At 73.4% G+C, this 24,643-nt stretch carries 23 protein-coding genes; 10 read left to right on the top strand and 13 right to left on the bottom strand.

Features of this window, described 5'->3' with window-relative positions:
- Positions 1–18: 18 nt before the first annotated feature.
- Positions 19–960: a class A beta-lactamase gene (gene bla, locus ACF1DX_RS13660; RefSeq protein ID WP_391791355.1), complete on the bottom strand. Its 942-nt coding sequence runs from the start codon at positions 958–960 to the stop codon at positions 19–21.
- Between the two features lie 85 nt (positions 961–1,045).
- Here bla and ACF1DX_RS13655 point away from each other — a divergent pair, with 85 nt between their 5' ends.
- Together ACF1DX_RS13655 and ACF1DX_RS13650 are read left to right on the top strand one after the other, a co-directional pair.
- Entirely contained in the window at positions 1,046–2,014 is a 969-nt protein-coding gene (locus tag ACF1DX_RS13655; RefSeq protein ID WP_391791354.1) for a LysR family transcriptional regulator, read from the top strand.
- Positions 2,011–2,898 carry a serine hydrolase gene (locus ACF1DX_RS13650; protein WP_391791658.1) on the top strand — a complete coding sequence of 296 codons (888 nt, stop codon included), beginning with the start codon at positions 2,011–2,013 and terminating at the stop codon, positions 2,896–2,898. Before ACF1DX_RS13655 ends, ACF1DX_RS13650 begins: the two co-directional genes overlap by 4 nt.
- Before the next feature lie 127 nt (positions 2,899–3,025).
- Here the strand turns inward: ACF1DX_RS13650 and ACF1DX_RS13645 are convergent, their stop codons facing one another.
- Together ACF1DX_RS13645 and ACF1DX_RS13640 are read right to left on the bottom strand one after the other, a co-directional pair.
- Positions 3,026–3,229, bottom strand: coding sequence for a cold-shock protein (locus ACF1DX_RS13645; protein WP_003969786.1), 204 nt, complete (start codon positions 3,227–3,229; stop codon positions 3,026–3,028).
- A 241-nt stretch (positions 3,230–3,470) separates the two neighbouring features.
- A complete protein-coding gene (locus ACF1DX_RS13640) occupies positions 3,471–3,851 on the bottom strand; it encodes a MerR family transcriptional regulator (RefSeq protein ID WP_391791353.1) in 381 nt (126 codons plus the stop codon).
- Between the two features lie 755 nt (positions 3,852–4,606).
- Between ACF1DX_RS13640 and ACF1DX_RS13635 the strand changes: the two genes are divergently transcribed.
- The gene (locus ACF1DX_RS13635; protein WP_391791352.1) at positions 4,607–4,978 is read left to right on the top strand and encodes a DUF6479 family protein; all 372 of its coding nucleotides are present in this window, start codon (positions 4,607–4,609) and stop codon (positions 4,976–4,978) included.
- 2 nt (positions 4,979–4,980) lie between these two features.
- Here the strand turns inward: ACF1DX_RS13635 and ACF1DX_RS13630 are convergent, their stop codons facing one another.
- Positions 4,981–5,745, bottom strand: a complete 765-nt coding sequence (locus tag ACF1DX_RS13630; RefSeq protein ID WP_391791351.1) for an Ig-like domain-containing protein — start codon at positions 5,743–5,745, stop codon at positions 4,981–4,983.
- Between the two features lie 224 nt (positions 5,746–5,969).
- Positions 5,970–7,673, bottom strand: a complete 1,704-nt coding sequence (locus ACF1DX_RS13625) for an alpha-amylase family glycosyl hydrolase (RefSeq protein WP_391791350.1) — start codon at positions 7,671–7,673, stop codon at positions 5,970–5,972.
- 606 nt (positions 7,674–8,279) lie between these two features.
- Here ACF1DX_RS13625 and ACF1DX_RS13620 point away from each other — a divergent pair.
- Positions 8,280–9,092 carry a hypothetical protein gene (locus tag ACF1DX_RS13620; RefSeq protein WP_391791349.1) on the top strand — a complete coding sequence of 271 codons (813 nt, stop codon included), beginning with the start codon at positions 8,280–8,282 and terminating at the stop codon, positions 9,090–9,092.
- A gap of 85 nt (positions 9,093–9,177) precedes the next feature.
- Here ACF1DX_RS13620 and ACF1DX_RS13615 read toward each other — a convergent pair whose 3' ends face one another.
- Both ACF1DX_RS13615 and ACF1DX_RS13610 read right to left on the bottom strand, forming a co-directional pair.
- Complete coding sequence (locus tag ACF1DX_RS13615; protein ID WP_391791348.1) at positions 9,178–9,921, bottom strand: GAF and ANTAR domain-containing protein; 744 nt, start codon at positions 9,919–9,921, stop codon at positions 9,178–9,180.
- 65 nt (positions 9,922–9,986) lie between these two features.
- Positions 9,987–11,330, bottom strand: a complete 1,344-nt coding sequence (locus ACF1DX_RS13610; protein ID WP_391791347.1) for a tetratricopeptide repeat protein — start codon at positions 11,328–11,330, stop codon at positions 9,987–9,989.
- Between the two features lie 97 nt (positions 11,331–11,427).
- On the opposite strand from ACF1DX_RS13610, the gene ACF1DX_RS13605 reads away from it, so the two are divergent.
- On the top strand, positions 11,428–11,598 hold the full coding sequence (locus ACF1DX_RS13605) for a hypothetical protein (RefSeq protein WP_391791346.1): 171 nt from the start codon (positions 11,428–11,430) through the stop codon (positions 11,596–11,598).
- A gap of 46 nt (positions 11,599–11,644) precedes the next feature.
- Here the strand turns inward: ACF1DX_RS13605 and ACF1DX_RS13600 are convergent, their stop codons facing one another.
- Both ACF1DX_RS13600 and ACF1DX_RS13595 read right to left on the bottom strand, forming a co-directional pair.
- Positions 11,645–12,727 carry a hypothetical protein gene (locus ACF1DX_RS13600; RefSeq protein ID WP_391791345.1) on the bottom strand — a complete coding sequence of 361 codons (1,083 nt, stop codon included), beginning with the start codon at positions 12,725–12,727 and terminating at the stop codon, positions 11,645–11,647.
- 63 nt (positions 12,728–12,790) lie between these two features.
- Positions 12,791–13,993, bottom strand: coding sequence for a PP2C family protein-serine/threonine phosphatase (locus tag ACF1DX_RS13595; protein WP_391791344.1), 1,203 nt, complete (start codon positions 13,991–13,993; stop codon positions 12,791–12,793).
- 116 nt (positions 13,994–14,109) lie between these two features.
- Here ACF1DX_RS13595 and ACF1DX_RS13590 point away from each other — a divergent pair, with 116 nt between their 5' ends.
- Positions 14,110–14,553, top strand: a complete 444-nt coding sequence (locus ACF1DX_RS13590) for a hypothetical protein (RefSeq protein ID WP_391791343.1) — start codon at positions 14,110–14,112, stop codon at positions 14,551–14,553.
- Positions 14,554–14,658: 105 nt separating this feature from the next.
- The gene (locus ACF1DX_RS13585; protein WP_391791342.1) at positions 14,659–15,654 is read left to right on the top strand and encodes an endonuclease/exonuclease/phosphatase family protein; all 996 of its coding nucleotides are present in this window, start codon (positions 14,659–14,661) and stop codon (positions 15,652–15,654) included.
- 120 nt (positions 15,655–15,774) lie between these two features.
- Here ACF1DX_RS13585 and snpA read toward each other — a convergent pair whose 3' ends face one another.
- Positions 15,775–16,452, bottom strand: a complete 678-nt coding sequence (snpA, locus tag ACF1DX_RS13580) for a snapalysin (RefSeq protein ID WP_391791657.1) — start codon at positions 16,450–16,452, stop codon at positions 15,775–15,777.
- 209 nt (positions 16,453–16,661) lie between these two features.
- Between snpA and ACF1DX_RS13575 the strand changes: the two genes are divergently transcribed.
- Positions 16,662–17,588: a LysR substrate-binding domain-containing protein gene (locus tag ACF1DX_RS13575; RefSeq protein ID WP_391791341.1), complete on the top strand. Its 927-nt coding sequence runs from the start codon at positions 16,662–16,664 to the stop codon at positions 17,586–17,588.
- Between the two features lie 23 nt (positions 17,589–17,611).
- Here ACF1DX_RS13575 and ACF1DX_RS13570 read toward each other — a convergent pair whose 3' ends face one another.
- Positions 17,612–19,690 carry a PhoX family protein gene (locus ACF1DX_RS13570; RefSeq protein ID WP_391791340.1) on the bottom strand — a complete coding sequence of 693 codons (2,079 nt, stop codon included), beginning with the start codon at positions 19,688–19,690 and terminating at the stop codon, positions 17,612–17,614.
- A gap of 253 nt (positions 19,691–19,943) precedes the next feature.
- On the opposite strand from ACF1DX_RS13570, the gene ACF1DX_RS13565 reads away from it, so the two are divergent.
- The gene (locus ACF1DX_RS13565; protein WP_391791339.1) at positions 19,944–21,632 is read left to right on the top strand and encodes a VWA domain-containing protein; all 1,689 of its coding nucleotides are present in this window, start codon (positions 19,944–19,946) and stop codon (positions 21,630–21,632) included.
- Between the two features lie 97 nt (positions 21,633–21,729).
- A complete protein-coding gene (gene metG, locus ACF1DX_RS13560; protein WP_391791338.1) occupies positions 21,730–23,346 on the top strand; it encodes a methionine--tRNA ligase in 1,617 nt (538 codons plus the stop codon).
- A 194-nt stretch (positions 23,347–23,540) separates the two neighbouring features.
- Here metG and ACF1DX_RS13555 read toward each other — a convergent pair whose 3' ends face one another.
- Both ACF1DX_RS13555 and ACF1DX_RS13550 read right to left on the bottom strand, forming a co-directional pair.
- The gene (locus ACF1DX_RS13555; protein ID WP_391791337.1) at positions 23,541–23,750 is read right to left on the bottom strand and encodes a DUF397 domain-containing protein; all 210 of its coding nucleotides are present in this window, start codon (positions 23,748–23,750) and stop codon (positions 23,541–23,543) included.
- Positions 23,747–24,628, bottom strand: coding sequence for a helix-turn-helix domain-containing protein (locus tag ACF1DX_RS13550; RefSeq protein WP_391791336.1), 882 nt, complete (start codon positions 24,626–24,628; stop codon positions 23,747–23,749). The genes ACF1DX_RS13555 and ACF1DX_RS13550 overlap by 4 nt, the downstream gene beginning before the upstream one ends.
- Positions 24,629–24,643 lie beyond the last annotated feature (15 nt).

Raw genomic sequence — 24,643 nt, 5'->3', positions numbered from 1 at the left:
GCGGGCCGCTCCCTCGGCTCAGCGCAGGACGTCGAGCACGCGGCGGGTGGCCTCGGCGACCAGGGCGTCACTGGCGGCGGCCTCGCGGTCGGGCCGCTCGGTCAGGACGGCGATCACCAGCGGGGCGCCGCTCGGCGGCCAGAGCACGGCGACGTCGTTGGCCCGGCCCCACTCGCCGGTGCCGGTCTTGTCGCCGGCCTTCCAGTCCCGGGGAACACCGGCCCGGACGCGCAGGTCGCCGGTGGTGTTGCGGACCAGCCAGTCCGTCAGCAGCTCCCGCTTCGCGGCCGGCAGGGCGTCGCCGAGGACGAGGGCACGGTAGTCGGCGGCGACGGCCCGGGGGCTGGTGGTGTCGCGCGGGTCTCCCGGCGGGTTGCCGTTCAGCTCGGGTTCGTGGTGGTCGAGGCGGCTCACGCGGTCGCCGAGTCCGCGCAGGTGTGCGGTGAGTGCGCGCGGGCCGCCGATCTCGCGCAGCAGCAGGTTGGCGGCCGTGTTGTCGCTGTACCGTACGGCCGCGTCGCAGAGGTCGCGGAGGGACATGCCGGTGTCGACGTGCTTCTCGGTCACCGGCGAGTAGGCGACGAGGTCGGCCCGGGTGTAGGTGACGCGCCGGTCCAGACGGGCGACCGGGTGCCGGTCCAGGACCGCGGCCGCCGCGAGCGTCTTGAAGGTGGAGCAGAGCGCGAAGCGCTCGTCGGCGCGGTGGACCACGGTGGCGCCGGTCCCGGTCGCGAGGGCGTACACCCCGAGCCGGGCGCCGTACTCGCGCTCCAGGTCGGTGAGGCTCCGGGGGTCCACCGGGGAGGGCGTGGAGGTGCGGCTCGGTGCCGGGCCCGCCGGGCCGCGCTCGCGCGCCGGGGTGCCGGTGGCGCATCCCGCCACGGGGGCGAGGGCCGCGGCCAGCAGGATCGCGCGGCGGGAGGAAGATGCGGCAGGGAGGAAGTCGGTGTAAGGACTCATGCGCCGACAACAGCAGCGGCGAAGGCCGTACGTCCAAGACCGCTATCGATCACGGATCGATCAGCACTCGATATCGTTACTGGTCGTGGACCTGGTGCGGCACCTGGAGTGCTTCGTGGCTGTTGCAGAAGAGTCACACTTCGGGCGTGCCGCGGCCCGTCTGGGGATGGCTCAGCCGCCGCTGTCGCAGCGCATCCAGCGGCTGGAACGGGAGCTGGGCGTGCGGCTGTTCGAGCGGACCAGCCGGCAGGTGACGATCACCGAGGCGGGGCGGCTGCTGCTGGCCGAGGCCCGGGAGCTCCTCGCCCGTTCCGAGTCGTTCCTGGCGACCGCGCGCCGGGTGCGCGACGGCGAGACCGGGCTGCTGCGGGCGGCGCTGCCCCCGGACCTCTCCGGCGAGACCGTCGCCGCCCTGCTCGCCGGTTTCGGGCGCCGTCACGACGGCCTGGAGCTGGAGCTGCACGAGCTGTCCACCGCGCAGCAGCTCGTCCGGCTCGCGGCCCACGAACTGGACGTCGGTGTCGTCCACCACCCGTGTGACGTCTCCGGTCTGGAGCTGGGCCCGGTGCTGCGGCGCGAGCTCGGGGTGCTGCTGCCGCGCTCGGCCGGGGCGGCCGGGTTCGACGAGGTACCGCTGGTCGCGCTGGCCGGCCACGACCTGATCCTGTTCCCGCGCGCCGCGGCCCCCGCCCTCTACGACGACCTGCTGACCACCTGCGCCCGGGGCGGCTTCACCCCGGCGGCCGTACGTCACGGCCAGGGCGCCAGCTTCGTACGCGGTCTGGTGCTCTCCACCGGGGCCGTCGCCCTGTGCCCGCGCGACACCCTGCCGCCGCCCCCGGAGGGCGGGGAACCGGACGTCGTGTGGCGTCCGCTGACCGGCGGGGCGCCGGCGCTGCGGCACTCCGCCGCCTGGTCCAAGGGGCGCGGCGACGCCGCCGTGCACGCCTTCGCCGAGGCGGCCACGCACGCGCTGCGCACCACCGCCGGCGCGACCCCCGACGTACCGAACCGCCCGCTGCACCTGCGCCCCGCATCGGAGTGGTGGCTGTGATCGACGCCCTCGCCCGCATCCACGCGGCCTTCGCCGACGCCGGGGTCACCGGCCGGCTGCACGCGCTCGACATCGACTCCGGGGCGCAGCTCGACGCCGGGGCGGACCAGCCGGTCCCCACGGCCAGTGTCCACAAGCTGTGTGTCCTGGTCACGCTGCACGAACAGGCGGCGGCGGGCCTGCTGGACCTCACCGAGCAGGTGGAGTGCCCGCCCGCCGGGCGCACCACGGGTCCCACCGGGGTCGCCGCCATGCTGGACGCGGTCCGGATGTCCCTGCGCGACCTGGCGTTCCTGATGATGGCGGTCAGCGACAACGCCGCCGCCGACCTGCTGCTGCGCCGGGTGGGCCTCAACGCCGTCAACGCGACGACGGCCCGGCTCGGCCTCACGCGGACGCTCGCCGTCCACTCCTTCGGCGAGATGCTCGCCACCGTCAAGGAGGACGCCGGTCCCGACGGGGCCCGGGCGCTCGCCGACCCGCGGGTCATCACCCGGTTGCGGGCGCTCGACCCGGCCCGCACCAACCGCAGCACACCGCGCGACATGACCCGGCTGCTGGCCGCCGTGTGGCGGGACGAGGCGTGTACGCCGGAGCACGGCGCGGCCGTCCGGCGGATCCTGGGGCTGCAGGTGTGGCCGCACCGTCTGGCGTCGGGTTTCCCGTTCGACGACGTGCACGTCGCCGGGAAGACCGGCAGCCTGCCGACCCTGCGCAACGAGGTCGGTGTCGTCGAGTATCCGGACGGGGGCCGTTACGCCGTCGCCGTGTTCACCCGGACCGCGCACACCGCGGCCACCCTTCCGGCCGCCGACGCGGTGATCGGCACGGCCGCGCGGATCGCGGTGGACGCGCTGCGGGCGAAAGGGCTGCGGTTGCGTTGATCCCGGGTGAAATGCGAGTGAAAAGTGACGAGGAGCGGCGGGGAGCTGCGTGAAGCGGCGGAAAAACAAAGAGCAGGGGCCCGCACCGAAGTGCGGGCCCCTGCCCTTACGATCCCTGCGCCAGTGATCAGGCGGGGACGATGTTCTCCGCCTGCGGGCCCTTCTGGCCCTGCGTGACGTCGAAGCTCACCTTCTGGCCTTCCTGGAGCTCACGGAAGCCCGAGGTGGCGATGTTCGAGTAGTGGGCGAACACGTCAGCGCCGCCGCCGTCCTGCTCGATGAAGCCGAAGCCCTTTTCCGAGTTGAACCACTTCACCGTACCGGTGGCCATATCAATTCTCCTGAGACAGTGCTGGGACTCGCACTTTACGAATCCCTTCATCGTCGCGATGATCACCTGCCCGGAGACCCGGTAGCAAACTGGCAACCACAACTGCAACTGACGTCAGCCTAGCACGGAAGAACTCGACGGCAAGCGAGGAAAATCACTGGAATAAAACACCGGCGGTATGTTTAGGGAAAGAGATTTTCTTCAGCGGGAGCGGAAATACTGTTTCGGCGGGGACAGATTTTCAACGACGTCCGTGGACCGCCCCCACGTCGCTCCGGCGCAGCTCCTCGTTGGCGCGTTCGGCCTGTTCCAGCTGTTCCTCGAGGCTGATGATGCGGCACGCGGCGTCGACCGGTGTGCCCTGGTCGACCAGTTCGCGGGCCCGGACGGCCAGCCTCAGCTGGTGGCGCGAGTAGCGGCGGTGGCCGCCCTCCGAGCGCGTCGGGGTGATCAGCCGCGCCTCGCCCAGGGCGCGGAGGAAAGCGGGTGTGGCTCCGACCAGTTCGGCGGCCCTGCCCATGGTGTAGGCCGGGAAATGGTCGTCGTCGAGCCGGTCGGCGACGGGGAGCCGGTCCTGGTCCGGCTGCCGGCCGTCGGCGTACGGCTGACTTTCCGAGGTCATACGCACCTTTCCGCGGACCACGGTGGGCACGGTCCGCCGCGGGGACGGGTTCCCCACGGGGGAACTCTAGTCGGCTCGGTGGAAAATCTGCCGCGGCGGCGGCAGATGTCCTGCACCGGGATGCGTACGACGGCTGCGCCCGCTTCCGGCGGGTGCGGTGGAACCCCTTGCGCCGGGACACCGCCGAAGCCCGGTCGAAGCCCGGGCCGGCGTTGGGGCCGCCGCCGGACCGGAGGCCTCGACGTCCGGCAGGTGCGGACGGGTGAGCGGTCATGAGGCCGCCGGGGCCGTGCCCCCGACCGGTCGCGGAAGGCCGCATCGCCGATGCCGACGCGGGCGGGGAAGCGGCGGTGGAGCGTCGCGCCACCGATGCCGGCCCGGCGGGCGACGACGGCCGGCGAGGCATCGAGCCCCCGCCCGGCGAGGAAGGCGCCGGGCATTCCGACGGCGCCGGGAGGCCGGTGACGTCGGAAGGCGCGCGGAGGCGGGAAGGCACGCGGAGGCGGGAAGGCACGCGGAGGCGGGAAGGCACGCGGAGGCGGGAAGGCACGCGGAGGCGGGAAGGCACGCGGAGGCGGGAAGGCCGGGAACGGGCCCCGAGCTGCACACGTGGGGACGCGACGGCCCGTCCCGGCCTTCCTCTGGGCGCAATCTGTCATGCCGCCCCGACGGACGCCCTCCGGGACGGGCCACGCGCGTGACAGGGACGGACATTCCGGGCGCTTTATCTCATTTCTTCATCCATACTCGGAAGCATGAACACGGCAACGTATGTAGTTCTGGCCGCGGACACGCACCGGTGGGCCGTCTTCGCGGCCTTCATCGGCGGGCTGATCGTGGCCGGTGCGCTGATCTGGGCCGTACGTGTCGGGATGCGGTACATGGACCGGGAGGAGCCCCGCCCCGCCCCGGAGGACCAGCCGAGACTGCCGGACGGCGGCGCGGTCCGCGAGATGCGGGAGATGCGGGAGCCGGACGAGATGCCGGACATGTCGCGGACCGGCTCACGGCTCATGCCCTACGAGCTCCATCACTCCGCGACCAGGACGGGCAAGGACCAGCAGCGCAAGCGCTGGCTGCCCGGCTCCAGCGGCGGCTTCGGCAGCGGAGGCCCCGGACACGTGTGACGTCACCGGACCGGGGCGGCGTCCCCCACGGTGATCTGGATCTGCTCGCTCGACGCGCTCACGCCGTTCAGGGCGGCGGTGGCCTGGAGCCGGTTGGGGCCGTCCGGAAGGGCGGTACCGGGGGCGCAGCTCCAGCGGCCGTCGGCCCCCGCCGTGCCGGCGCACACCTCGTGGCCGTCCTTGTCGGAGACGGTGATCCGCGCGCCCGGGTGGGCCGTACCGGCGATCACCGGCCGCGCGCCCAGCGGCACACCGGACTCCGGGCGGGTCAGGGCCGGCTCGTCCAGCCCCACCGTCACCTGACAGCCGCCGGCCGCCCGGACCGTGCCCGCCGCGTCCGCGAACCGCAGGGCGCATCCGTTCAGCCGGGTCCCGGGCACCGCGTCCGCGGGCACCGCCAGCACGAAGGGGAAGGTGCCCGCCCGCCAGGGCCGCTCCGCCGAGACCGCCGTGTAGACGGCGCCGCGGCCGTCGGCGGCCACGGCGCCCCGGTAGCCGGGGTCGTCGAGGGGGACACCCGTCGCCCGGGCCCCGGCGGGGGCGGTCAGGGTCAGTGTGGAACCGGCGCCGAGGGCGGGGCCGGTGAGCCCGGCGGCCTCCACGATGCCGTCCCGGCCGGGCGGGATCGTCACCTCGTCCCAGAGGACCCGGTCGCGTGCCGCCGGGGCGCCCCCGGCGGCGGACGCCCCGCCCGCCGGCCACGCGCCCGCGAGGATCCCGGCCGCCGTCAGCACGGCGGCCGCCGCTGTCCTGCTGGACCTGTTCATCGTCGGCGGGCTCCCTGTACGGCCGTCACGGACACCCCCGGAGCCGATTCTGCCGGGGTGCCCGCGCGGGCCGCCCGTACTGAACGGCCGTACGGGTGGGGCGGGCGCGGAGCCCGCTTCCGGACCGGACGGCGGGAGGGGCGCGGAGGCCGGAGGGCCGGCCGGTCACGGGCCGGTCCCGACCGCCCCGGCTCCGGTGGGCCGGGGCCGGGGCGGTGTGCGGGTCAGCGGCCCAGCCAGGCCGTGGTGTCGGGGCCCAGCCGGCCGTCCTCCAGGGGCGCGCTGGTCAGCAGGACCTCGCCCGCCGGGAGGGGGACCGGGCCGGCGGACAGGTTGGTCACGCAGCGCCAGCCGTCGCCGCGGTCGAACTGCAGGACCCCCGCCGGGGTCTCCTCCGCCCAGGTCAGCGTCTCGCCGTCGATCAGCTTGCGGCGGGTGCGCAGGGCCGTGCGGTACAGCTCCAGGGTCGAGCCCTCGACACCGTCCTGCGCCTCGACGGCGTACGCGGCGAAGGACGGCGGCTGTGGCAGCCAGGCACCGGCCGCCCCGAAGCCGTACGACGGACCGGTCGTCGTCCACGGCAGCGGCACCCGGCACCCGTCGCGGCCCTTGCGGACGTGCCCCGTCTGTTCCCAGATCGGGTCCTGGAGGACCTCGGTGGGCAGGTCGGCGACCTCGGGCAGGCCCAGCTCCTCACCCTGGTAGAGGTAGGCCGAGCCGGGCAGCGCCAGCATCAGCAGGGTGGCGGCGCGGGCCCGGCGCAGTCCGGCGTCCGGGTCGACGGCGGGGGCCTGGCCGCCGGACAGCAGCCAGGCGTTCTCGTCCGTGCCCGGCGGCAGCATCAGGCGGGAGGCGTGCCGGACGACGTCGTGGTTGGAGAGCACCCAGGTCGCCGAGGCGCCGGCGGCGTGCGCGGTCTCCAGCGAGTCCGTGATGACCTGGCGCAGCTCCTCCGCGTCCCACCCGGCCTGGAGGTACTCGAAGTTGAAGGCCTGGCCGAGTTCGTCCGGACGGGCGTACAGGGCACGCCGGGCGCCGGGGACCCAGGCCTCGGCGACGGCCATCCGGGGCGGGGAGTAGGCGTCGAGGATCTTGCGCCAGTCGCGGTAGATCTCGTGCACCTCGTCCCGGTCGTAGAAGGGGTGGGTGCCCGGCGCGAAGTCGGCGAGGGCGGCCTCGCCGCTCAGTTCGGGGGATCCGAGGTCGCGCAGCGGCTCGTCGAGGTCCTTGGCGAGGGCGTGCGCGACGTCCACGCGGAAGCCGTCCACACCCCGGTCGGACCAGAACCGCAGGGTGGTGCGGACGTCGGCGCGGACGTCCGGGTGGCCCCAGTTGAGGTCGGGCTGCTCGGCGGCGAACAGGTGCAGGTACCACTGTCCGTCCGGGACCCGCTGCCAGGCGCTGCCGCCGAACACGGACTGCCAGTCGGTGGGCGGCAGCTCGCCCCGTTCCCCCTTGCCGTCGCGGAAGACGTAGCGGTCGCGGGCGGGGGAGCCGGGGCCGGCGCGCAGCGCCTCCTGGAACCAGACGTGCTGGTGGGAGCTGTGGTTGGGGACGATGTCGACGATCACCTTCAGGCCGAGCCGGTGGGCCTCGGCGACGAGCGCGTCGAAGTCGTCGAGGGTGCCCAGGCGCGGGTCGACGTCGCGCGGGTCGGCGACGTCGTAGCCGCCGTCGGCGAGTTCGGAGGGGTAGAAGGGGCTCATCCACAGGGCGTCGACGCCGAGGGCGGCGAGGTGGGTGAGGCGCCGGGTGATGCCGCGCAGGTCACCGAGGCCGTCGCCGTCGGCGTCGGCGAAGCTGCGGGGGTAGACCTGGTAGACGACGGCCTGCCGCCACCAGTCGGGGTTCCTGGAGGAGAGGTCGGGCGTGGTGTCGGGGGCGGGGTGCGGCGGCCGGGGGCCGGGCGTGAGGGTGCGGTCGGTCACGCGGTCTCCTCTGGGTGCGTGCGGGTACCGGCAGAGAATCTGTCCAGAACACCGTAAAAGCGAACACACCGGCAGCGGGGAGCCATTCCTGACGGGTGTGGCGTACGGCACTTTCACCCCCGTTTGCCGCAGTCGAACCGGTGACCGGGCGCCCTCGTGGAGCCGGGGGTGTCCTCGACCGGCGGCCGGAGGGGAGCCCCTTCCCCCGGGCACGCCGTGGCCCTGTGCGGATTCCCGGAGACCGGTGCCGCGCCGCGCCGACCGCTCCGCGATCCGCCGCGGCACCTCCCCCACGGGCAGGACACCGGGCCGCCTCCCGTCTCCCTCGGCCGCACGGCCGGCAGCCCGCCCCCGGCCTCCCGGGCGCCGAGCACCGCCTGGTACGGCACTGGCCGAGTCCGGCGGACCCGGGCGCCGGGGCTGCCCTCGCCGGTCCCGGGCACCTCCGCCCGCGGGCCCGGCGACAGGGGGCACGCGGCGGGCGAGCCGGTTTTCCTCCGGACGGCTCACCCGGACGGACCGCCGCGCTGGTGGGGCGGGCGGCCCGGTGGTGCCGTAGGAGCACGGCCGTTCGTGGACGGTCCGGTTCCCCCAGGAGGCACCCCGATGACCCATGCCCCGGCCGCCGCCCGCGCCCTCCTCGCCGCCGCGCTGTCGGTGACGGCCCTGCTGACCGCGGTGGCGTGCGCGGCCGGCGACCGGGACGTGCCGCGCGCACTGCCCGCGGGCGTGTCCGAACCCCCGTCGGTGTCCGCGCCCGCGGCTCCCGCGGCCTCCCCCGCCGCCCGGCCCTCGCCCTCCGCCCAGGCGCTGAGCGAGGAGCAGTTGCGGGCGGCGCTGATCACGGAGACGGACCTGGGGGAGCCGTGGACGGCGAGCCGGGGCGTGGCGACCTGGCGGGACGGGATGCTCAAGGCGAAGGCGGAGAACGCCGACTGCCACCGGCTGCTCGACGTCCTCTACACGGAGGAGCCGTTCGGCCCGCCGGCCGGGCCGAGCGCCACCGCCCTGCTCGACGACGCCTCCGACGACTCCCAGCTCCGCTACCAGGTCGCCGCGCACCCGCCCGCCGACGTGGACCGCGTCCTGGACTGGATGAGGACGCTGCCGGAGACGTGCGAGCGGTTCGAGGCGACGACCACCCGGGCCGGTGCCCAGCTCGTCGAGGTGGCGGAGCTCCCGCTGCCGAAGGCCGGTGACGCGCGGGCGGGACTGCGGCTGACGATGACCGGCGAGGCGTCCGGCGGAGTCCCGGCGTACCTCACCGTGCACCTCGCGGCGGTCCGGGTCGGCGAGGACACGATCACCCTCACCAACGGCGGCCTCGGCCCGGTCCTCCCCGAGGTCACCCAGGCGATGACCCAGCTCGGCGCGGACCGCCTGGCGGACGTCGGCCGGCAGGCACGGGTACGGGTCTGACGGCCACCGGGACCCCGTTTCCCGGCTTCCCGGACTTCCGGCTTCCAGGCGACGGATCAGGCGTCGCTGTTGAGCATGGCGGCGGTCAGGGCGTGTCGAAGCGGCGGCGGTGGGAGACCACGTCCAGGGCGACCTCCAGGGCCGTGCGGCCGTGGGCGAAGGCGTCGGCGCGCAGCCGGGCCAGGGCCTCGTCGGCGCCGATGCCGAGCTGGGCCATGATCATGCCGACGGCCTGGTGGACACGGTCGTGGTCGGCGGCCAGTCCGCTGAGCCAGGGCTCGTCGTCGCCCTGGAGGCCGTACGGCAGGTCCGTCAGCGCCACCGTCATGACGCCGGCGACGAGCCGGGCCACCCGCAGTTGGCCGTCGGTGAGTCCGCCGGGGGTGTCGCGGTAGAGGTCGAGGGAGCCGACGCAGACGGTGCCGCTGCCGAGGGGAAGCGCGTACACGGCACGCACTCCGGCGCCGAGCGCCTGCTGGGCGAAGACGGGCCAGCGGTCGGCGCAGCCGGCGGCGGCGAGGTCGCGGGCGAGGACCGGCGCGCCGGCCTCCAGGACATGGCGGCAGGGGCCGTCACCCAGGGTGGCCTGGAGCTGGGCCAGACGCGCGGCCTGCGGACCGGAGGCGCCGAGCTGCACGGGCAGCAGGCCGTCACCGCGCAGGGACACGCTCGCGCCGTCCACCGGCAGCAGCTCGACGGCCACCGCGCACAGCCGCCCCGGCACGGCGGCCGGCCCGGCGCCGCGCAGCTCCGCGGCGATCACGCCGAGCACCCGCTCGTCGTCCCTGTCCGGCTCGCCCCCAGGGTCGTCCCCGGGCCGCACGCCCACCGCCTCCTTCGGCCGTCCGCCCCCGAAGTGAGCCCCGACTACCCGGTCCGCCGCACCCGAAACGGTCAGACCGGGGGCTGGGCGGGCGCCGGGCCCAGCGTGGTCGTACCCGGGGCCGTGCGGTGGCCCAGGCCGGTGCGGTAGGCGTCCAGGGCCGCCTCCACGCGGCCGGTACGGCGCAGCAGGTCACCGAGGAGGCGGCACAGGTCGGCCAGGTCGCCGGCCGCGCCCGCGCGCTCCAGCAGGCTCATCGCGCGCACGTAGTGCTCCTCGGCCCGCTCGGCGTCGCGGGCGTCCTCGGCGATGATGCCGAGCAGCCGGTGCGCGGCCGCCGCGTGCACCGCGCCCCGCTCGGGGGAGAGCCCGCCGAGCACGTCCTCCAGCAGGGCCGCCGCCTCCTCGGAGCTGCCGCGCCGGTGCAGTACGTCGGCCAGTTCGACGGTCACCTGGCTGCTGTAGAGGGACGCCCGCTTGGCCGACAGCATCGCCAGCGCCTCGCGCATCTCCTCCTCGGCGCGCTCCAGTTCGCCGTTCTGCGCGTACACGTAGCCGCGCATCCAGTGGCAGTTGGCCAGCTCGGTGCGGAGCTGCAGCCCGCGGTACAGTTCCGCCGCCTTGGCCAGCGAGGCGTCCGCCTCGGCGAGCCGGCCCTCGGCGAGCAGGGTGCGGGCCACCGACCGGTGCATGCGCGCCACCAGCGCCGGGTCGCCGGACTGCGGGGCGAGCGCCAGCGCGAACTCCGCCGCCTGCGCGGCCCGCGCGTGCGCGCCCATGTCCATGTACGGGCCGATCGCGCTGGCGTAGAGCAGCAGCAGCGCGTCCGGGTCGTGCAGGCCGCCCCGGTTCAGCTCGTCGATGGTGGACTCGAGGAGGTAGACGGCGTACCGCAGTTCGCCCGCGAGGTAGTGGGCGACGGCCCGTCCGCGCAGCGCCGGCACCCGGGCGGGCAGCGGTGCCTCGGCGAGCCGGGCCTCGGCCCGCTCGAAGTAGTCGCGTCCCTCGGTCAGTTCGCCGGTCTCCAGGGCGCACTCCCCGAGTCCGAGCAGCGCGGCGGCCTGTTCCTCGGCCAGGTCCTGCGCCTCCGCCTCGGCGAGCAGCCCGGCGTACTGCTCCACCGCGGCCTCCGTCTCACCGACGGCGAGCGTGTGCCGCGCCTCGGTCAGCCGCAGGTGCAGCTCGGTCACGAGCCGGGCGGAGCGTCCGGTGGCCAGTTCGTCGAACGCGACTCCGAGACGGTCGGCGAGATGCCGTAACGCGTCGTCCGAGGGGCGCACCCGGCCCGCCTCCAGCGTGGAGACGTACGCGGGCGTGTACACCGGCTCCGCCAGTTGTCTCTGGGTCAGCCCGCGCTCCACCCGCAACTGCTGCACCCGCCGCCCGATGGTCGCCGGCTCGTCCCGCTCCCCCACGCCAACTCCCCCAGTGCCCCTTGCCGTTCGCGTCCGACAGCCCCTAGGTTAAACCGTGAATTAAACACGCTTAACCCGTCACTGTTGGGAGGTCGCCGTGCTGGACCCCACACGCACCACCGAGCGTTACGCCCGTGGCCTCGCCGCGGCCGTCGCCGCGGTCGCGGCGCTGGTCCTGGCGGCCAACGCGGGTCCGGCCAAGGCCACCGGCCCCGGGCCGGACCACCGGACCACGACACCGGTGGCGGAGGCGGAGACGGCCCGGTAGGGACGTCCGCCCCGGCCGGGACGCCGTGCCCCGGACCGTCCGGCGCTCAGCCCTGTGTCTGCAACTGCCGTAGCTGACGCCGCACATGGTCCAGGGCGCCCTCGCGCCGTCCCGGCACCCGGCCGCGCAGCTCCGCGAGGACCGAACCGAGTTCGCGGGCACGGGCCGGGTCGCCGATCCGGCCCCACTGGTGGTGCGCCCGGTCCACGGCCGTCTCGACGGCGGGCGCGTCCGCCGGCTGCCCGGCGGACAGCCGGGCGCTCGCGACGGCCAGCCAGGCACGGCAGCTGCGCGCCGCGTCCCCGGCCAGCATCGCCAGGTCCGCCCGGACCTCCGTCCAGTGCAGCGCCTCCTCGGAGGCGGGCCCGTGCGCCAGACGGGCCGCCTGCTCCAGCCGCGCGGCGAGCGCGTCGGCGTCCGCGTGCCGGCCGGAGCGCACGGCGGCGGTGACGGCCGCGTGCGGATCGCCCGGCGCCGGGCCGGGCCGGGCCAGCAGCAGCTCCGTGCCCGTGCTCTCCGGCGCGATCCGCGTCAGCGCCTGCTGGTGCAGCTCCTCGTCCGGCGGACGCCATCCGCTGCGCAGGATCGTCGCGACCGCCTTCATGTACGCCGGTGCCGCGGCCCCGCGACGGGACGGCGGCGGGGGCGCGACCCGGCCGTAGACGGCGTTGTCGGGGCCGCAGTCGAGCGGAGACGGGCCCGCCGGGCGCGGCGCGCCCAGCGCCTGCCAGGTCTCCGGGTCGGCGTGCAGATCGAGGAAGAGCGTCGTCGCGCCCGCCGGACGCAGCCGCAGTTCCTCCCGGAACCAGTGCCACGGCAGCCCGGTGTACCGCACGGTGGGCGCGGTCGTCCGGGCCAGCGCGAGGTGCGGCAGCCGCTGGCGGCGGTCGAGCTGGAGCTGGCCGGTGACGTACACGGTCAGCGGTCCGGGCGCCGCGGCGGCGGCGCGCAGCCGGGTCAGTACGGCCTGCGGCTCCAGCGGGTCGGCGAGTTCGACGACGTTCGCGGTCTCCGCGCCGGACAGCACGGCGGGCGGTACCGCCGCGAGGACCGGGAGCACGGACGCCGCGTCCACCAGCCGCCCACGGCCCAGCGGCGAGGCCGCCAGCAGCAGCACGGTTCCGGGCATGGTCCCCTCCCCTGTCGATCACCTACGGCAGCACGGTAACCGCTGCGGCCGCGAAGGGTGGTGTCAGTAGGGTGAACGTCCCCCTTCGGGGCCTTCGCCCCCCGGCGCGCGGGAGAGGCGGGGCGCGCGGACCCGTCGTACCGCGAAGGCCGTGGTGTCGTCGGCCAGGTGCCCCCGGCTGTGCCGCAGCGTCCCGTCCCGTACGAAGGCGACCAGCCGGCCCGGCGCGACGACCCGCGGGTCCGCCGCCACCGCCCGGGCCAGGTCGTCGGCGAGCCGGTAGAAGTCGCCGGCGCCGTCCCGGGCCTCGGTCACGCCGTCGGTGACCAGCAGCAGCGTCTCACCGTCGGCGACCGGCACCCGGCACACCGGTGGCCGGCCGGGGGCGAGGTCGCGGCAGCCGAGCGGGAGACCCCCGCCGGCCGGCAGGGACCGTACGCCGTCGGGGCCGACGGCCAGCGGGGGCTCGTGCCCGAAGACGACGGCGTCCACCACGTCGGTGCGGTCCGCCGGGAAACCGAGCAGCACGGCGGTGGCGAAGCGGTCGCGGTCGCCCCGGTCGAGGGCGGCGGTGTACTCCCGGTGCCGCAGCATCCGGGTCTCCAGCCGGTCCGCGACGGCCGTCAGGTCGGCCTCGTGGTAACCGGCCTCACGGAACGCCCCGAGCAGCACCGACGCCGTCTCCACCGCGCCCAGCCCCTTGCCCTGGACGTCACCGACGAGCACCCGGGTGCCGTGCGGGCCCGGCTGGATGTCGTAGAAGTCGCCGCCGACGCGGGCCTGGGCGTCCGCGGTGAGGTAGACCCCGGCGTGCTCCAGGCCGCCCCAGTCCGGCGGCAGGGGGCGCAGCACGGTGCGCCGTACGGTCTCGGTGACGTCCCGCATGTGCAGCGCGCGGCGCTCCCCGCGCACCCGCACCACGCAGGCCAGCGTGGCGAGGACGCCGCCGGTGGCGACGAGGATGAAGTCGGGCAGCCCCGCCTGGAACTGGTGCGGCCAGGCGTTGTCCACGGCGGTGTACGTGGCCATCGCGAGCACGGCGAACAGGGCCGTTCCCCACACCCCGCAGATCGCGGCGGCGATGCCCGGCACCAGCACGATCCAGGAGACGGTCCGGAACTCGCCGCCGGTGTTGTAGTCGATGGACACGATGACGACGAGCAGCAGCAACGGCGGCACCCAGGCGACGCTGCGGCCCCTCAGCCGCAGCGTCTCGTGCCGGTGCACGACGTCGCGCGGGCCCTGTCCCCCGCTGACCTGACTCACGGCCCCAGCGAAACACGCCGCCGTGCGGCCCGCATCCGGTCTCCGCTCTCCACTTGCCGACGGGCCCGGGGAGGTGTGCATTGGTGGGACGGGGGCGAGGAGAGAGGAGTGCTCTCATGACGCACACGGCACCCCGGCCCCGGGGAATGATCGAGCCGGCCGGCACGACCGACGTCTTCGGCCCACGGACCCACCGGCTGGCGAAGGTCGCCCTGCCCGTCCTGCTCGGAGTCGTGTACGGCTACTGGGTGGCGGCCAACCGGCGCTACGGCGGACCGATCACCGTGGAGAACTTCCTGTACGGCTTCTTCGCCGGCCTCGTGTTCTCCCTGCTGTTCATGGCGCTCCTCGCCCTGGCCCCGAGGGTACGGCGCGAACTGCACGCGGTGCTCTGGGCCGCCCTCATCGGCAGCGCGCTCGGCTTCCTGGTCATCCAGGCCCCCAGCCCCGGCGTCCTGCGCTCCACGATCCTGGGCCTGGTGGTCGCGGCGGGAGTGTTCCTGACGATGTTCTACCGCTTCTACACCCACGAGGACGCCACGGGCCACCGCTTGAAGTAAGCCCTCGCGCCACCGCCCCCTCCCTCCCCCCACGACCGCTCGCCACGCCCCCTCGTCCATGAGGGAGAATCCGGGCATCGCACCCGCGAGCGGAAGGCCGGAACGTTGGACACTGCGACTGCCGACCCGACGGTCACCGGGGACGGGGCGGGGCGGACGGGGGGACGGCGGCGGTTCGGCGCCTGGTGCGCGGGGCTGCTGTTCGCCGGGGTGAGCGTGGTCGTCGGCTGCCGGACCGCCGGCACCGACGGCGTCACCCCCGTGCCCCAGCTCCTCGCCTTCCTGCCCTGGCTGCTCGTGCCCACGGCCGCCGGGCTGCTGTTCACCCTGGTCGCCCGGTGGTGGACCGGCGCGGTGTGGGGCGTGGCCCTGCTGGGACTGCTGGCCTGGTTCATCGAGCCGTACGGGAAGACCGGCGACCCCGCCGGACCGCCCGTCGCCGAGCTGCGGGTGCTGACCTCGAACGTGGAGTTCGGGCAGGCCACCGACGCGCTGATCGACGCCGTACGCCGTACGGAACCGGACGTCGTGTTCGTCCAGGAGTGCGAGTACACCTGCGACGCGGCGCTGAAGCGGGAGCTGGCCGACGCCTATCCGCACCGGCGGGCGGTGGAGGGCGGCGGCTCCGAGGGCTCGGTCGTCCTCAGCCGTTTCCCGCTGCGCGCCACCGACGGGGTCCCCGGCACCATGGGCATGCCCGGCGCCGTCGCCGACGTCGACGGGCACCCCGTACGGCTCCAGCTCGCCCACCCCATGCCGCCGCTGCCCGGCCAGGTGGACCTGTGGCAACGGGAGCTCGGCCGGCTGCGGGACGTGGCCGCCGCCGGCCGGGAGACCCCGACCGTGCTCGCCGGGGACTTCAACGCCTCCCAGGACCACGCGGCCTTCCGCCGCATCCTCGACACCGGCCTGCGCGACGCGGCCCGTCTGACCGGCGCCGACCGGACCCCGACCTGGCCCTCCCGCACGACCCCGGCCTTCGGCACCCAGATCGACCACGTCCTGGTCTCGGAGGACTTCGCCGCGACCCGAGCCCGCTTCCTCGACCTCCCGAACACCGACCACCGCGCCTTGCTCGTCGACCTCACACTGCACGCGTAACCGCGGGCAGTCGTGCCGCAGGGCGGCACGGGTGGGCGCGGCAGCACCCCGCGAACGCCGGGCTGCGCAACACCCCCCGGCCGCCACCACACCGTGCGGCTACCGGCTACCGGTCACCGACTACCGCGAGGACTTCTGCAACGCCTTGTCCAGCGCCGCGGCGAACCCGTTCGCCCACAACTGGTTCACCCGCGACCGCTCCGCGGAGTTGGGGTACGCGTTGGTGCAGGACGGACCCGGGCCGCCCCCGGACATCAGCTCACTGCACGGCCCCGAGTAGTGGTCTGGAAGACCCAGCACGTGCCCCGTCTCGTGCGCGGTCACCCGCGTCGAGTCGTACGTCTGGTTCTGCCGGTAGTCGAGGAAGATGTACCCCCGCCCGTGCCCGTCGGTGGACGCGTACGAGCCGCGCGAGTCGTTCCCCTCGTAGTACGAGAAGTCCGCGCCCGACGTGCCGGCCTGGAGTCTCACGTTGGATACCGAGCTGTTCCATATCTGCGCGCTGCGGGATATCTGCGAGGCGAACGACGGCGCCCGGGAGGCGTTGTAGACGACGGTGACGGCCGCCGCGCTCGTCGGGTTCGCGGCCCGCTTTTCGGCCGCCGACTTCAGCACGGCCTCGAAGAAGGCCCGGTTGGCGGCCGCTTCCTCCGACGACCCGTCGTAGGCGGCGTACGAGGCGGACGAACCGGCGTCGAGGGGCGCGGGGGCCGCCGTCGCCGGGGCCGTGCCGAGGCCGAGAGCCGTGAGGCTCAGGCCGGCGGCGGTGAGCACGGACATGGGCACACGCATGCGCATACGCATCGATGACTCCTTGCGGTGGGGGTCGAGTCACATGTCACCGAGGAGTGTGTGCGCCTGTGCGGCGGCTGTGATGATGGCAACCGGTGATAGGACGGGCCTATCGGCCGACTCCGGCCACCCGGCCGCGTACGCCCGACTCCGCCTGAACGGACGGGGTTTGTGTGTCTGGTGAAAGCTGAACTTCCGCCTTACCCTCCCAGGGCATGGAGCTTGAGGTCAGGCACCTCAGGGCGCTGTGCGCGATCGCCGACACCGGCAGTCTGCACCGCGCCGCACGCCAACTCGGCGTGGCCCAGCCCTCGTTGAGCACGCAGTTGCGGCGCATCGAACAGGAGCTGGGCGGTGCCCTGTTCGTGCGCGCGCGTACCGGCTGCCGTCCCACCCCCCTGGGCCGGCTGGTGCTCAGCCGCGCCCGCCCGCTCGTCACCGAACTGCGGTCCCTCGTCACCGAGGCCCGTGCCGCCGCCGTCGGTGGCCGGCAACTGCGCATCGGCTCCACCGCCAGCCGGGCCCTGGCCGGCTGGCTGCGACGGCTGCGCCGGCACTGGCAGGAGCCCACCCTGCACATGGACGTCTCCGCCAACGCCCTGCTGCGCATGGTCGCCGACGGGCAGCTCGACGTGGCGTTCGTGCACGAGGTCGAGGGCTCGCCCCTGCGCATCCCCGAGAGCCTGCGCATCCGGGTCCTCGTCGAGCGCGAACCGCAGTGCGTGTCGCTCCCGGCCGACCATCCGGCCGCCGCGCGCCCGGTGGTCCACCTGTCCGACCTGGCCGGCGACCGCTGGATGATCGACCCGGCGGTCGACGGCGAGTGGGACGCCGTACGACGGGTCCTGCACGCCGCCGGGATCAGCCCGCGCGTGCTGCACGGGGACTACCACACGGCGGCGTCCCTGGTCGCCATCGGCGAGGTCGTCACCGTGTGCCAGCCGACCTCGCCCTCCCGCCCCGAGACGGCGGTCCGCCGGCTGCACGGCGACCCGCTGGGCGTACGGCTGCTGCTGGCGGCGCGTACGGAGTCGGAACTGGAGGGCGTCTATCCCGATCTGGCCGAGGCGTACCGGGAGGTGGCGCGGCAGGCACCGGCGTACCGGGAGTGGCTGGATCAGGACCTGGTTCCGGGCCCCTGACCGAGCCACCTCCGAGGGGTACGTCAGACGCCGATGTCGCGGCCGTCCGCGCGCCACACCGCGACGACGGCCGGGCGGACGTACGTGCCGGGCCCGTCGGGCCAGGCGCTGGCCGGCTGGTCCACGGTCGCCCCGTCCACCTCGCCCGGGTGCTGTACGGCGACCAGCACCCGCCGGCCCTGGATGACCGGGCCGCAGGTCTCCGCACCGTTGGGCACGGTGAGGAACTGCTTCAGCTCACCGCGCCGGTCGCCGCGCGTGGCGACGCCGAAGAGGCCGTCGTGGGAGCCGAGGGCGCTGCCGTCGGTGGAGATCCACAGGTTGCCGTGGTCGTCGAAGGCGACGTTGTCCGGGCAGGAGATCGGGCTGACGGACTCCTTCGGGAACCCGGCGAAGTACGTCGCCGGGTCCTCCGGGTCGCCCGCGACCAGGAACAGCGACCAGGCGAAGCGGGTGCTCTCCGGCCGGTTCCAGCGCTCGGTCAGTTCGAGCACGTGGCCGTGCTTGTTGGCGTTGCGCGGGTTGGCCTCGTCGGCGGCGGCGTAACCGGTCTTGCCGCGGTTGGAGTTGTTGGTGAGGGCGACGTACACCTTGCCGGTGACCGGGTTGGGCTCGATGTCCTCGGGCCGGTCCATCTTGGTGGCGCCGACCTTGTCGCCGGCGAGGCGCGTGAAGACGAAGACCTCCTCGGCGGTCATGCCCTCGACGTGCGAGACGGCACCGTCGGCGGTGGCGGTGGCCAGCGGGATCCACTGACCGCTGCCGTCGAACTCGCCGTCCTTCGGCAGCTTGCCCGTGCCGTCGATCTCGATCGCGGGGGAGTCCCCGGTGAGCTTGGCGACGTACAGCGTGCCCTCGTCGAGCAGGGAGAGGTTGTGCTCGCGGGCGGAGCGGCTGTTGCCGTGCCGCATCTTCTTGCTGCCGACGAACTTGTAGAAGTAGTCGAACCGCTCGTCGTCACCCGAGTACACGACCGGACGCCCGTCGTGCGTCAGCCGCACGGTCGCGCCCTCGTGCTTGAACCGGCCGAGCGCGGTGTGCTTGCGCGGGGTGGAGTCGGGGTCGTACGGGTCCAGCTCGACGACGTACCCGAAGCGGTGCACCTCGTTGGGCTCCTGGGAGACGTCGAACCGCTTGTCGAAACGCTCCCACTTGCGCTCGGTGGCGCCGGTGCCGATGCCGTACCGCTTGTCGGTGGCGCGGCTGCCGTTGGCGAAGTACTGGTTGAAGTTCTCCTCGCCGTGCAGGGTCGTGCCCCACGGGGTGGTGCCGCCGGCGCAGTTGTTGAGGGTGCCGAGCACCTTGGTGCCGCTCGGGTCGGCGGAGGTCTTCACCAGGTCGGACCCCGCGACGGGGCCGGTGAGCCGGAACTCGGAGGTGGCGGTGAGGCGACGGTTGAGCTGGTGCCGGTTGACGGGCGTCAGCTTGCCGGTGCGGCGCTCCTCCTCGACCGCGACCACCGCGAGCCCGTGCGCGGCCCAGGCGATCTCGACCTGCTCGCGGGTGGGGTTGGCGGCGTCGTAGTCCCGGAACATCAGGACTTCGTCGGTGTACTCGTGGTTGGCGACGAGCAGCTGCCGGTCGCGCTCACCGCGCAGCGGCAGCAGGGCGAGGAAGTCGCAGTTGTACCCGAACTGCCCGGCCTGCGCCTTGGCGCTCTGCTTCTCCGGGTCGAAGGCCGGCGCGCCGCGCAGGATGGGCTCGCCCCAGCGGATGACGACGTTCTGCCGGTAGCCCTCGGGCACGGTCACGGCGTCGTTCGTGTTCGGCGCGACGGGCGTGAACCGCAGACCGCGGGCGCCCTTGGGTGTGTCGTGGTGGTGGCCGTGGCCCTTGGCGGCGGACGCGGCCTGCGCCTCGGGGGCGGCGGCGACGCCGACCGCCCCGGCACCGGCGGCGGCCACCGTCACGACGGCGGCGGCGCGCATCATGGAGCGGCGGCTGAGGGCGCCGGCGATGACGTCACCGACGTACTCGTTGGAGCTGGTGTTGGGCACCTCGTGGAAGCAGGCGTCACCACACCGGAAACGGCAGGTCATGGCGGACCGGCCGCCGGGGTGGGAACCGGACGGCGTTCCGATCAACGGCAGCAGCTTTCGCACGTTTTCTCTCCTTGGGTACCCGTGGTGTCAGCGTGACCGTAGGGGTACATACGTGCGGTAGCCGGGCGGCCGGGTGAACGGTGCGTGAACCTGCGGCAGCATCTGGGAAGTTGCACCGGGCCGAATCGCACCCTTGACATATACGATTCCGCAAACCCCACCCTGCCCAAGATCGCCCTTGCGGGCCGCTAACCTTACGTGTCCGTCCTGGCCAGGGATTGACGGGCATCAACTCACGCGAAGGGTTGCGCACATGGGCATTCTCACTCTCCTGCGGAACGCGTTCGGCCGGTCACGCAAAGCGAGGTCCGCCGAAGCGGGGGGTGCGTCGGACGCCGCCGGGACGGCGAGCACGTCCCCGGCATCGCCCGCCCCGACGGAGCCGGCCCCGGAGCCCGCCGCGGCCCCGAAGATCCCGTCCCCGTCCCCCGAGCCCCGCACGGCCTCCGTCCCGGAACCCCGTGAGGAACACGACCTGGTCTCCGCGGCCTTCGACAACATCGCGGTCCCCAAGCCCACCCGTTCGGACGACCCCCCGGCCTCCACCCAGGAACCCGAGCCGAAGCCGGCTGCCAAGGCCGAGCCTGAGACCGAGCCGGAAGCCGCGCCGAAGGCAGAGACCGAACCGGAGCCTGAGAGCGAAGCGAAGCCCGACGCCACCGCCGAAGCCGAGCCCGAGCCAGAAGCGGAGCCCGAGCCGGAGGCCAAGGTCACCACTGAAGCCGAGCCGGAGCCGGCAGCCAAGGCCGAGCCTGAGGCCGAGGCCACGGTGGAAGAGAAGCCCGAGGCTGTCACCGAGCCCGCGGCCGCCGACGGCGAGGATGCCCCACAGGGGCCACCCGCACCCGACGACGAGAGCAGCACGGGCGGTGCGGGTGGGAACGAATCCCCGGCCGAAGGCGAAGCCGAGGCCGCCCCCCAGCCCGAGGCCAAGGCCGAAGCTGAGCCGGAACCGGAGCCCGAGGTCGAGGCGGAGCCCGAAACCGACCCCCAGCCGGAGGCCACAGCCGAACCCGAGCCCGAGGCTGTCACCGAGCCCGCGACCGCCGACGGCGAGGACGCCCCACAGGGGCCACCCGCACCCGACGACGAGAGCGGCACGGGCGGTGCGGGTGGGAACGAATCCCCGGCCGAAGGCGAAGCCGAGGCCGCCCCCCAGCCGGAGCCGGAACCGGAGCCCGAGGTCGAGGCAGAGCCCGAAACCGACCCCGAGCCGGAGGCCACGGCCCAGCCGGAGCCCACGGCAGAAGAGAAGCCCGCCGCCGAGGCCAAGGCCGAGACCGAGACCGAGACCGAGACCGAACAGCCTCCTGTCCCCGCCACCCTCCTCACCGCCCACAAAGCAGCCGGCGCCGCCCTCGCACACCACGACCTCACCGGCACCCGCGCCAAGGTCTACCTCGTCCTTGACCGCTCCGCGAGCATGCGCCCGTACTACAAGGACGGCTCCGCCCAGGCCCTCGCCGAGCAGACCCTCGCCCTCGCCGCCCACCTCGACACCGAGGCCACCCTCCACGTCACGTTCTTCTCCACCGAACTGGACGGCACCGGCGAGCTGACCCTCACCGACCACGAGAACAAGATCGACGAGCTGCACGCCGGCCTCGGCCGCATGGGCCGTACCAGCTACCACGCGGCCGTCGAGGCCGTCCTCGCACAGCACGCGAACGAACCGGCCGGCACCCCCGCCCTGGTGGTCTTCCAGACGGACGGCGCGCCGGACGCCAAGACCCCCGCCACCCAGGCCCTCACCGACGCGGCGAAGAACCACCCCGCCGTCTTCTTCTCCTTCGTCGCCTTCGGTGAGCACGACAACAAGGCCTTCGACTACCTCCGCAAGCTGAAGACGGAGAACACCGCCTTCTTCCACGCGGGCCCCACCCCCCTGGAGCTCACCGACAAGGAGCTCTACGAGGGCGTCCTGGCGGCCTGGCGCCCGTAGCCGCACCCCCTCACCCTCGCCCGGGGGCGGACGGACATCCCGTCCGCCCCCGAAACGCAGGTGAGCCGATCTCTCCGGGGCCAGTAGGATTTCGACCATGGCGGCCACTGGATCCGAGAAGCAGGGGGCGAAGGCGTACTACGTCTCGACCCCCATCTACTACGTCAACGACGCTCCTCACCTGGGCCACGCCTATACGACCGTCGCAGGCGACGTGCTCACCCGCTGGCACCGCCAGCGCGGTGAGAAGGTGTGGTACCTCACCGGCACGGACGAGCACGGTCAGAAGATCATGCGTACGGCCGAGGCGAACGGGGTCACCCCGCAGGCCTGGGCCGACAAGCTCGTCACGGAGGCCTGGAAGCCCCTGTGGGAGCACCTCGACATCGCGAACGACGACTTCATCCGCACCACGCAGAAGCGGCACACCGACCGCGTCCAGGAGTTCGTGCAGGACCTGTACGACAAGGGCGAGATCTACAAGGGCGGCTACGAGGGCCCGTACTGCGTGGGCTGCGAGGAGTACAAGCTCCCCGGCGAGCTGCTCGACGGCGAGGGCGAGTACGCGGGCCAGAAGCTGTGCCCGATCCACAAGAAGCCGGTGGAGATCCTCAGCGAGGAGAACTACTTCTTCAAGCTGAGCGAGTACGGCGAGAAGCTCCTCGCCCACTACGAGGCCAACCCGGGCTTCATCCAGCCCGAGTCCGCGCGCAACGAGGTCGTGAACTTCGTCCGCCAGGGCCTCCAGGACCTCTCCATCTCCCGCTCGACGTTCGACTGGGGCATCCCGATCCCCTGGGACGAGAAGCACGTCATCTACGTGTGGGTCGACGCGCTGCTGAACTACGCCACGGCGGTCGGCTACAACGAGAACCCGGAGAAGTTCGAGGCCACCTTCCCCGCCGACGTGCACCTGGTCGGCAAGGACATCCTCCGCTTCCACGCGATCATCTGGCCGGCCATGCTGATGGCGCAGGGCCTCCCCCTCCCCGGGAAGGTCGCCGCGAACGGCTGGCTGATGGTCGGCGGCGAGAAGATGTCGAAGTCCAACCTGACCGGCATCAAGCCGCAGGACCTGACCTCGCACTTCGGCGTGGACGCGTACCGCTGGTACTTCCTGCGGGCGATCGCCTTCGGCCAGGACGGCAGCTTCTCCTGGGAGGACTTCTCCGCCCGCTACACCAGCGAGCTGGCCAACGACTACGGCAACCTCGCCTCCCGCGTCGCGGCGATGGTCGGCAAGTACTTCGGCGGCGAACTGCCGGCGTCGACGGCCGACGGCGAGGCCGAGCAGGCGATCCACGACGGCCTGGCGAAGGCCGTCACGGAGGCGGACCGCCGCATCGGCGAGGAGCTGGACTTCCAGGGCGGCATCCTGGCGGTGTTCGACTTCGTGAAGCAGGTCAACGGCTACATCACCGAGCAGGAGCCCTGGAAGGTCGCGAAGGACGACTCGCCGGAGGGCAAGGCGCGTCTCGCGACGATCCTCTACACCGCCGCGGAGTCCCTGCGCGCGGTGGCGGTCCTCCTCAACCCGATCATGCCGGAGACCTCGCAGAAGCTCTGGGACTCCCTCGGCGCGGACGCCTCCCTCGGCGCCCTCGCGGACCAGAAGGTCCAGGAGTCCGGCACCTGGGGCCTGCTCCCCGCCGGCTCCACGGTCACCAAGGGCGCGGTCCTCTTCCCGCGTCTCGAGGAGAAGCCGACCGCGTAGGACGTATGACGCGCGTCCAGGCCCCGGAACCGGCGTGGACGCTGCTGGCGAACCCCGTCACAGGACGCTGGTTGGAGCGATTCTCCAGGCGACGCACCGCATATGCGTCGTTTCGCCTGGAGAATCGCTCCAATCGTCATCTGCACGGCACGTACCGGCAGCCGCCGGGTGCGGGACGATGCCCAGGTGAAGGGTCAGCTTGCCGACGCGTGTGCCACGAAGTCGGCCCACGCATGGCGCGTAAGCGCGAGTTGAGGGCCCTCTATGTTCTTGGAATCGCGAACGTGCACCACGTCGAGGGCCGCGGCGATCTCGATGCAGTCGTTGCCGTCACCGCTGCTGCTGTAGCTGCTCTTGAACCAGACCAGCGCGGAAGCGTCGTGGCCGGTGGAGGTGCTGATCATGTCTCTCCAAGCATCTGCTCGATGAGGGCCCGCGACTCCCGGGGCGTGAGGGCTTGCGCCCGGATCATGCCATAGCGCAGTTCGAGGATCCTGAGCTGCTTCGGATCGGACACCGGGCGACCGCTGAACGCACCCTCGGTGCGCCCCACCGCCGTGCCGTCCGGAAACTTGAGCACCTCGATCAGTCCGCCCGTGCCGAAGTGATCCTCGCATTCAGTCGGCATCACCTGAATCGAGACGTTCCGCAACCGCCCAAGCTCCAACAGGCGTTCGAGTTGCCGCCTCCAAGCCATTCTGCCCCCGACCGGGCGCCGCAGCGTCACCTCTTCCTGGACAAAACTCAGCGTCGGCGCCGGTGATCGCTCGAAGATCGAACGGCGGGCCATCCGCGCGGCCACCATGCGCTCCGTTTCCTCATCCGAGTAGGCAGGAAGCCACGCTTCGAAGAGCGCCCGCATGTGCTCCTCGGTCTGCAACAGACCGTGGATGTTGTGGTTGCTGTACAGCGCCACCTCCACCGCCTGCGCCTCCAGCTTCCCCAGTGCCCGCACACTCTTCGGGTACCGGACCTTCCTCACGTCCTCCCACGCCGCCGCGATGAGCCCGCCCGCGCCCAACACCTCGTCGGCCTTGCACAGATACTCCTGCCGGGGAATCCGCTTCCCGCCCTCGATCTTGTAGACCAGGTCGTCCCCGTACTTGACCGCCGCCGCGAAGTCGGTGACCCGCATGCCCATAGCCTCACGCCGTAGCTTCAACTGGCGCCCTACGGTGGTGAGAACGGCCACGCCCCACTCGTCCTCCGGGTCCACCTCCCACCCCGGTTCGTCCTCCTCGGTCCCGGTCCGGAGCCGTACCGCCTCGCCGTCCACCGACATACCGCACCCCTCTGT

It is taken from the genome of Streptomyces sp. NPDC014676, from assembly GCF_043084105.1.
Taxonomy (GTDB): Bacteria; Actinomycetota; Actinomycetes; order Streptomycetales; family Streptomycetaceae; genus Streptomyces.
This window is presented reverse-complemented; position numbering and strand designations above follow the sequence as displayed.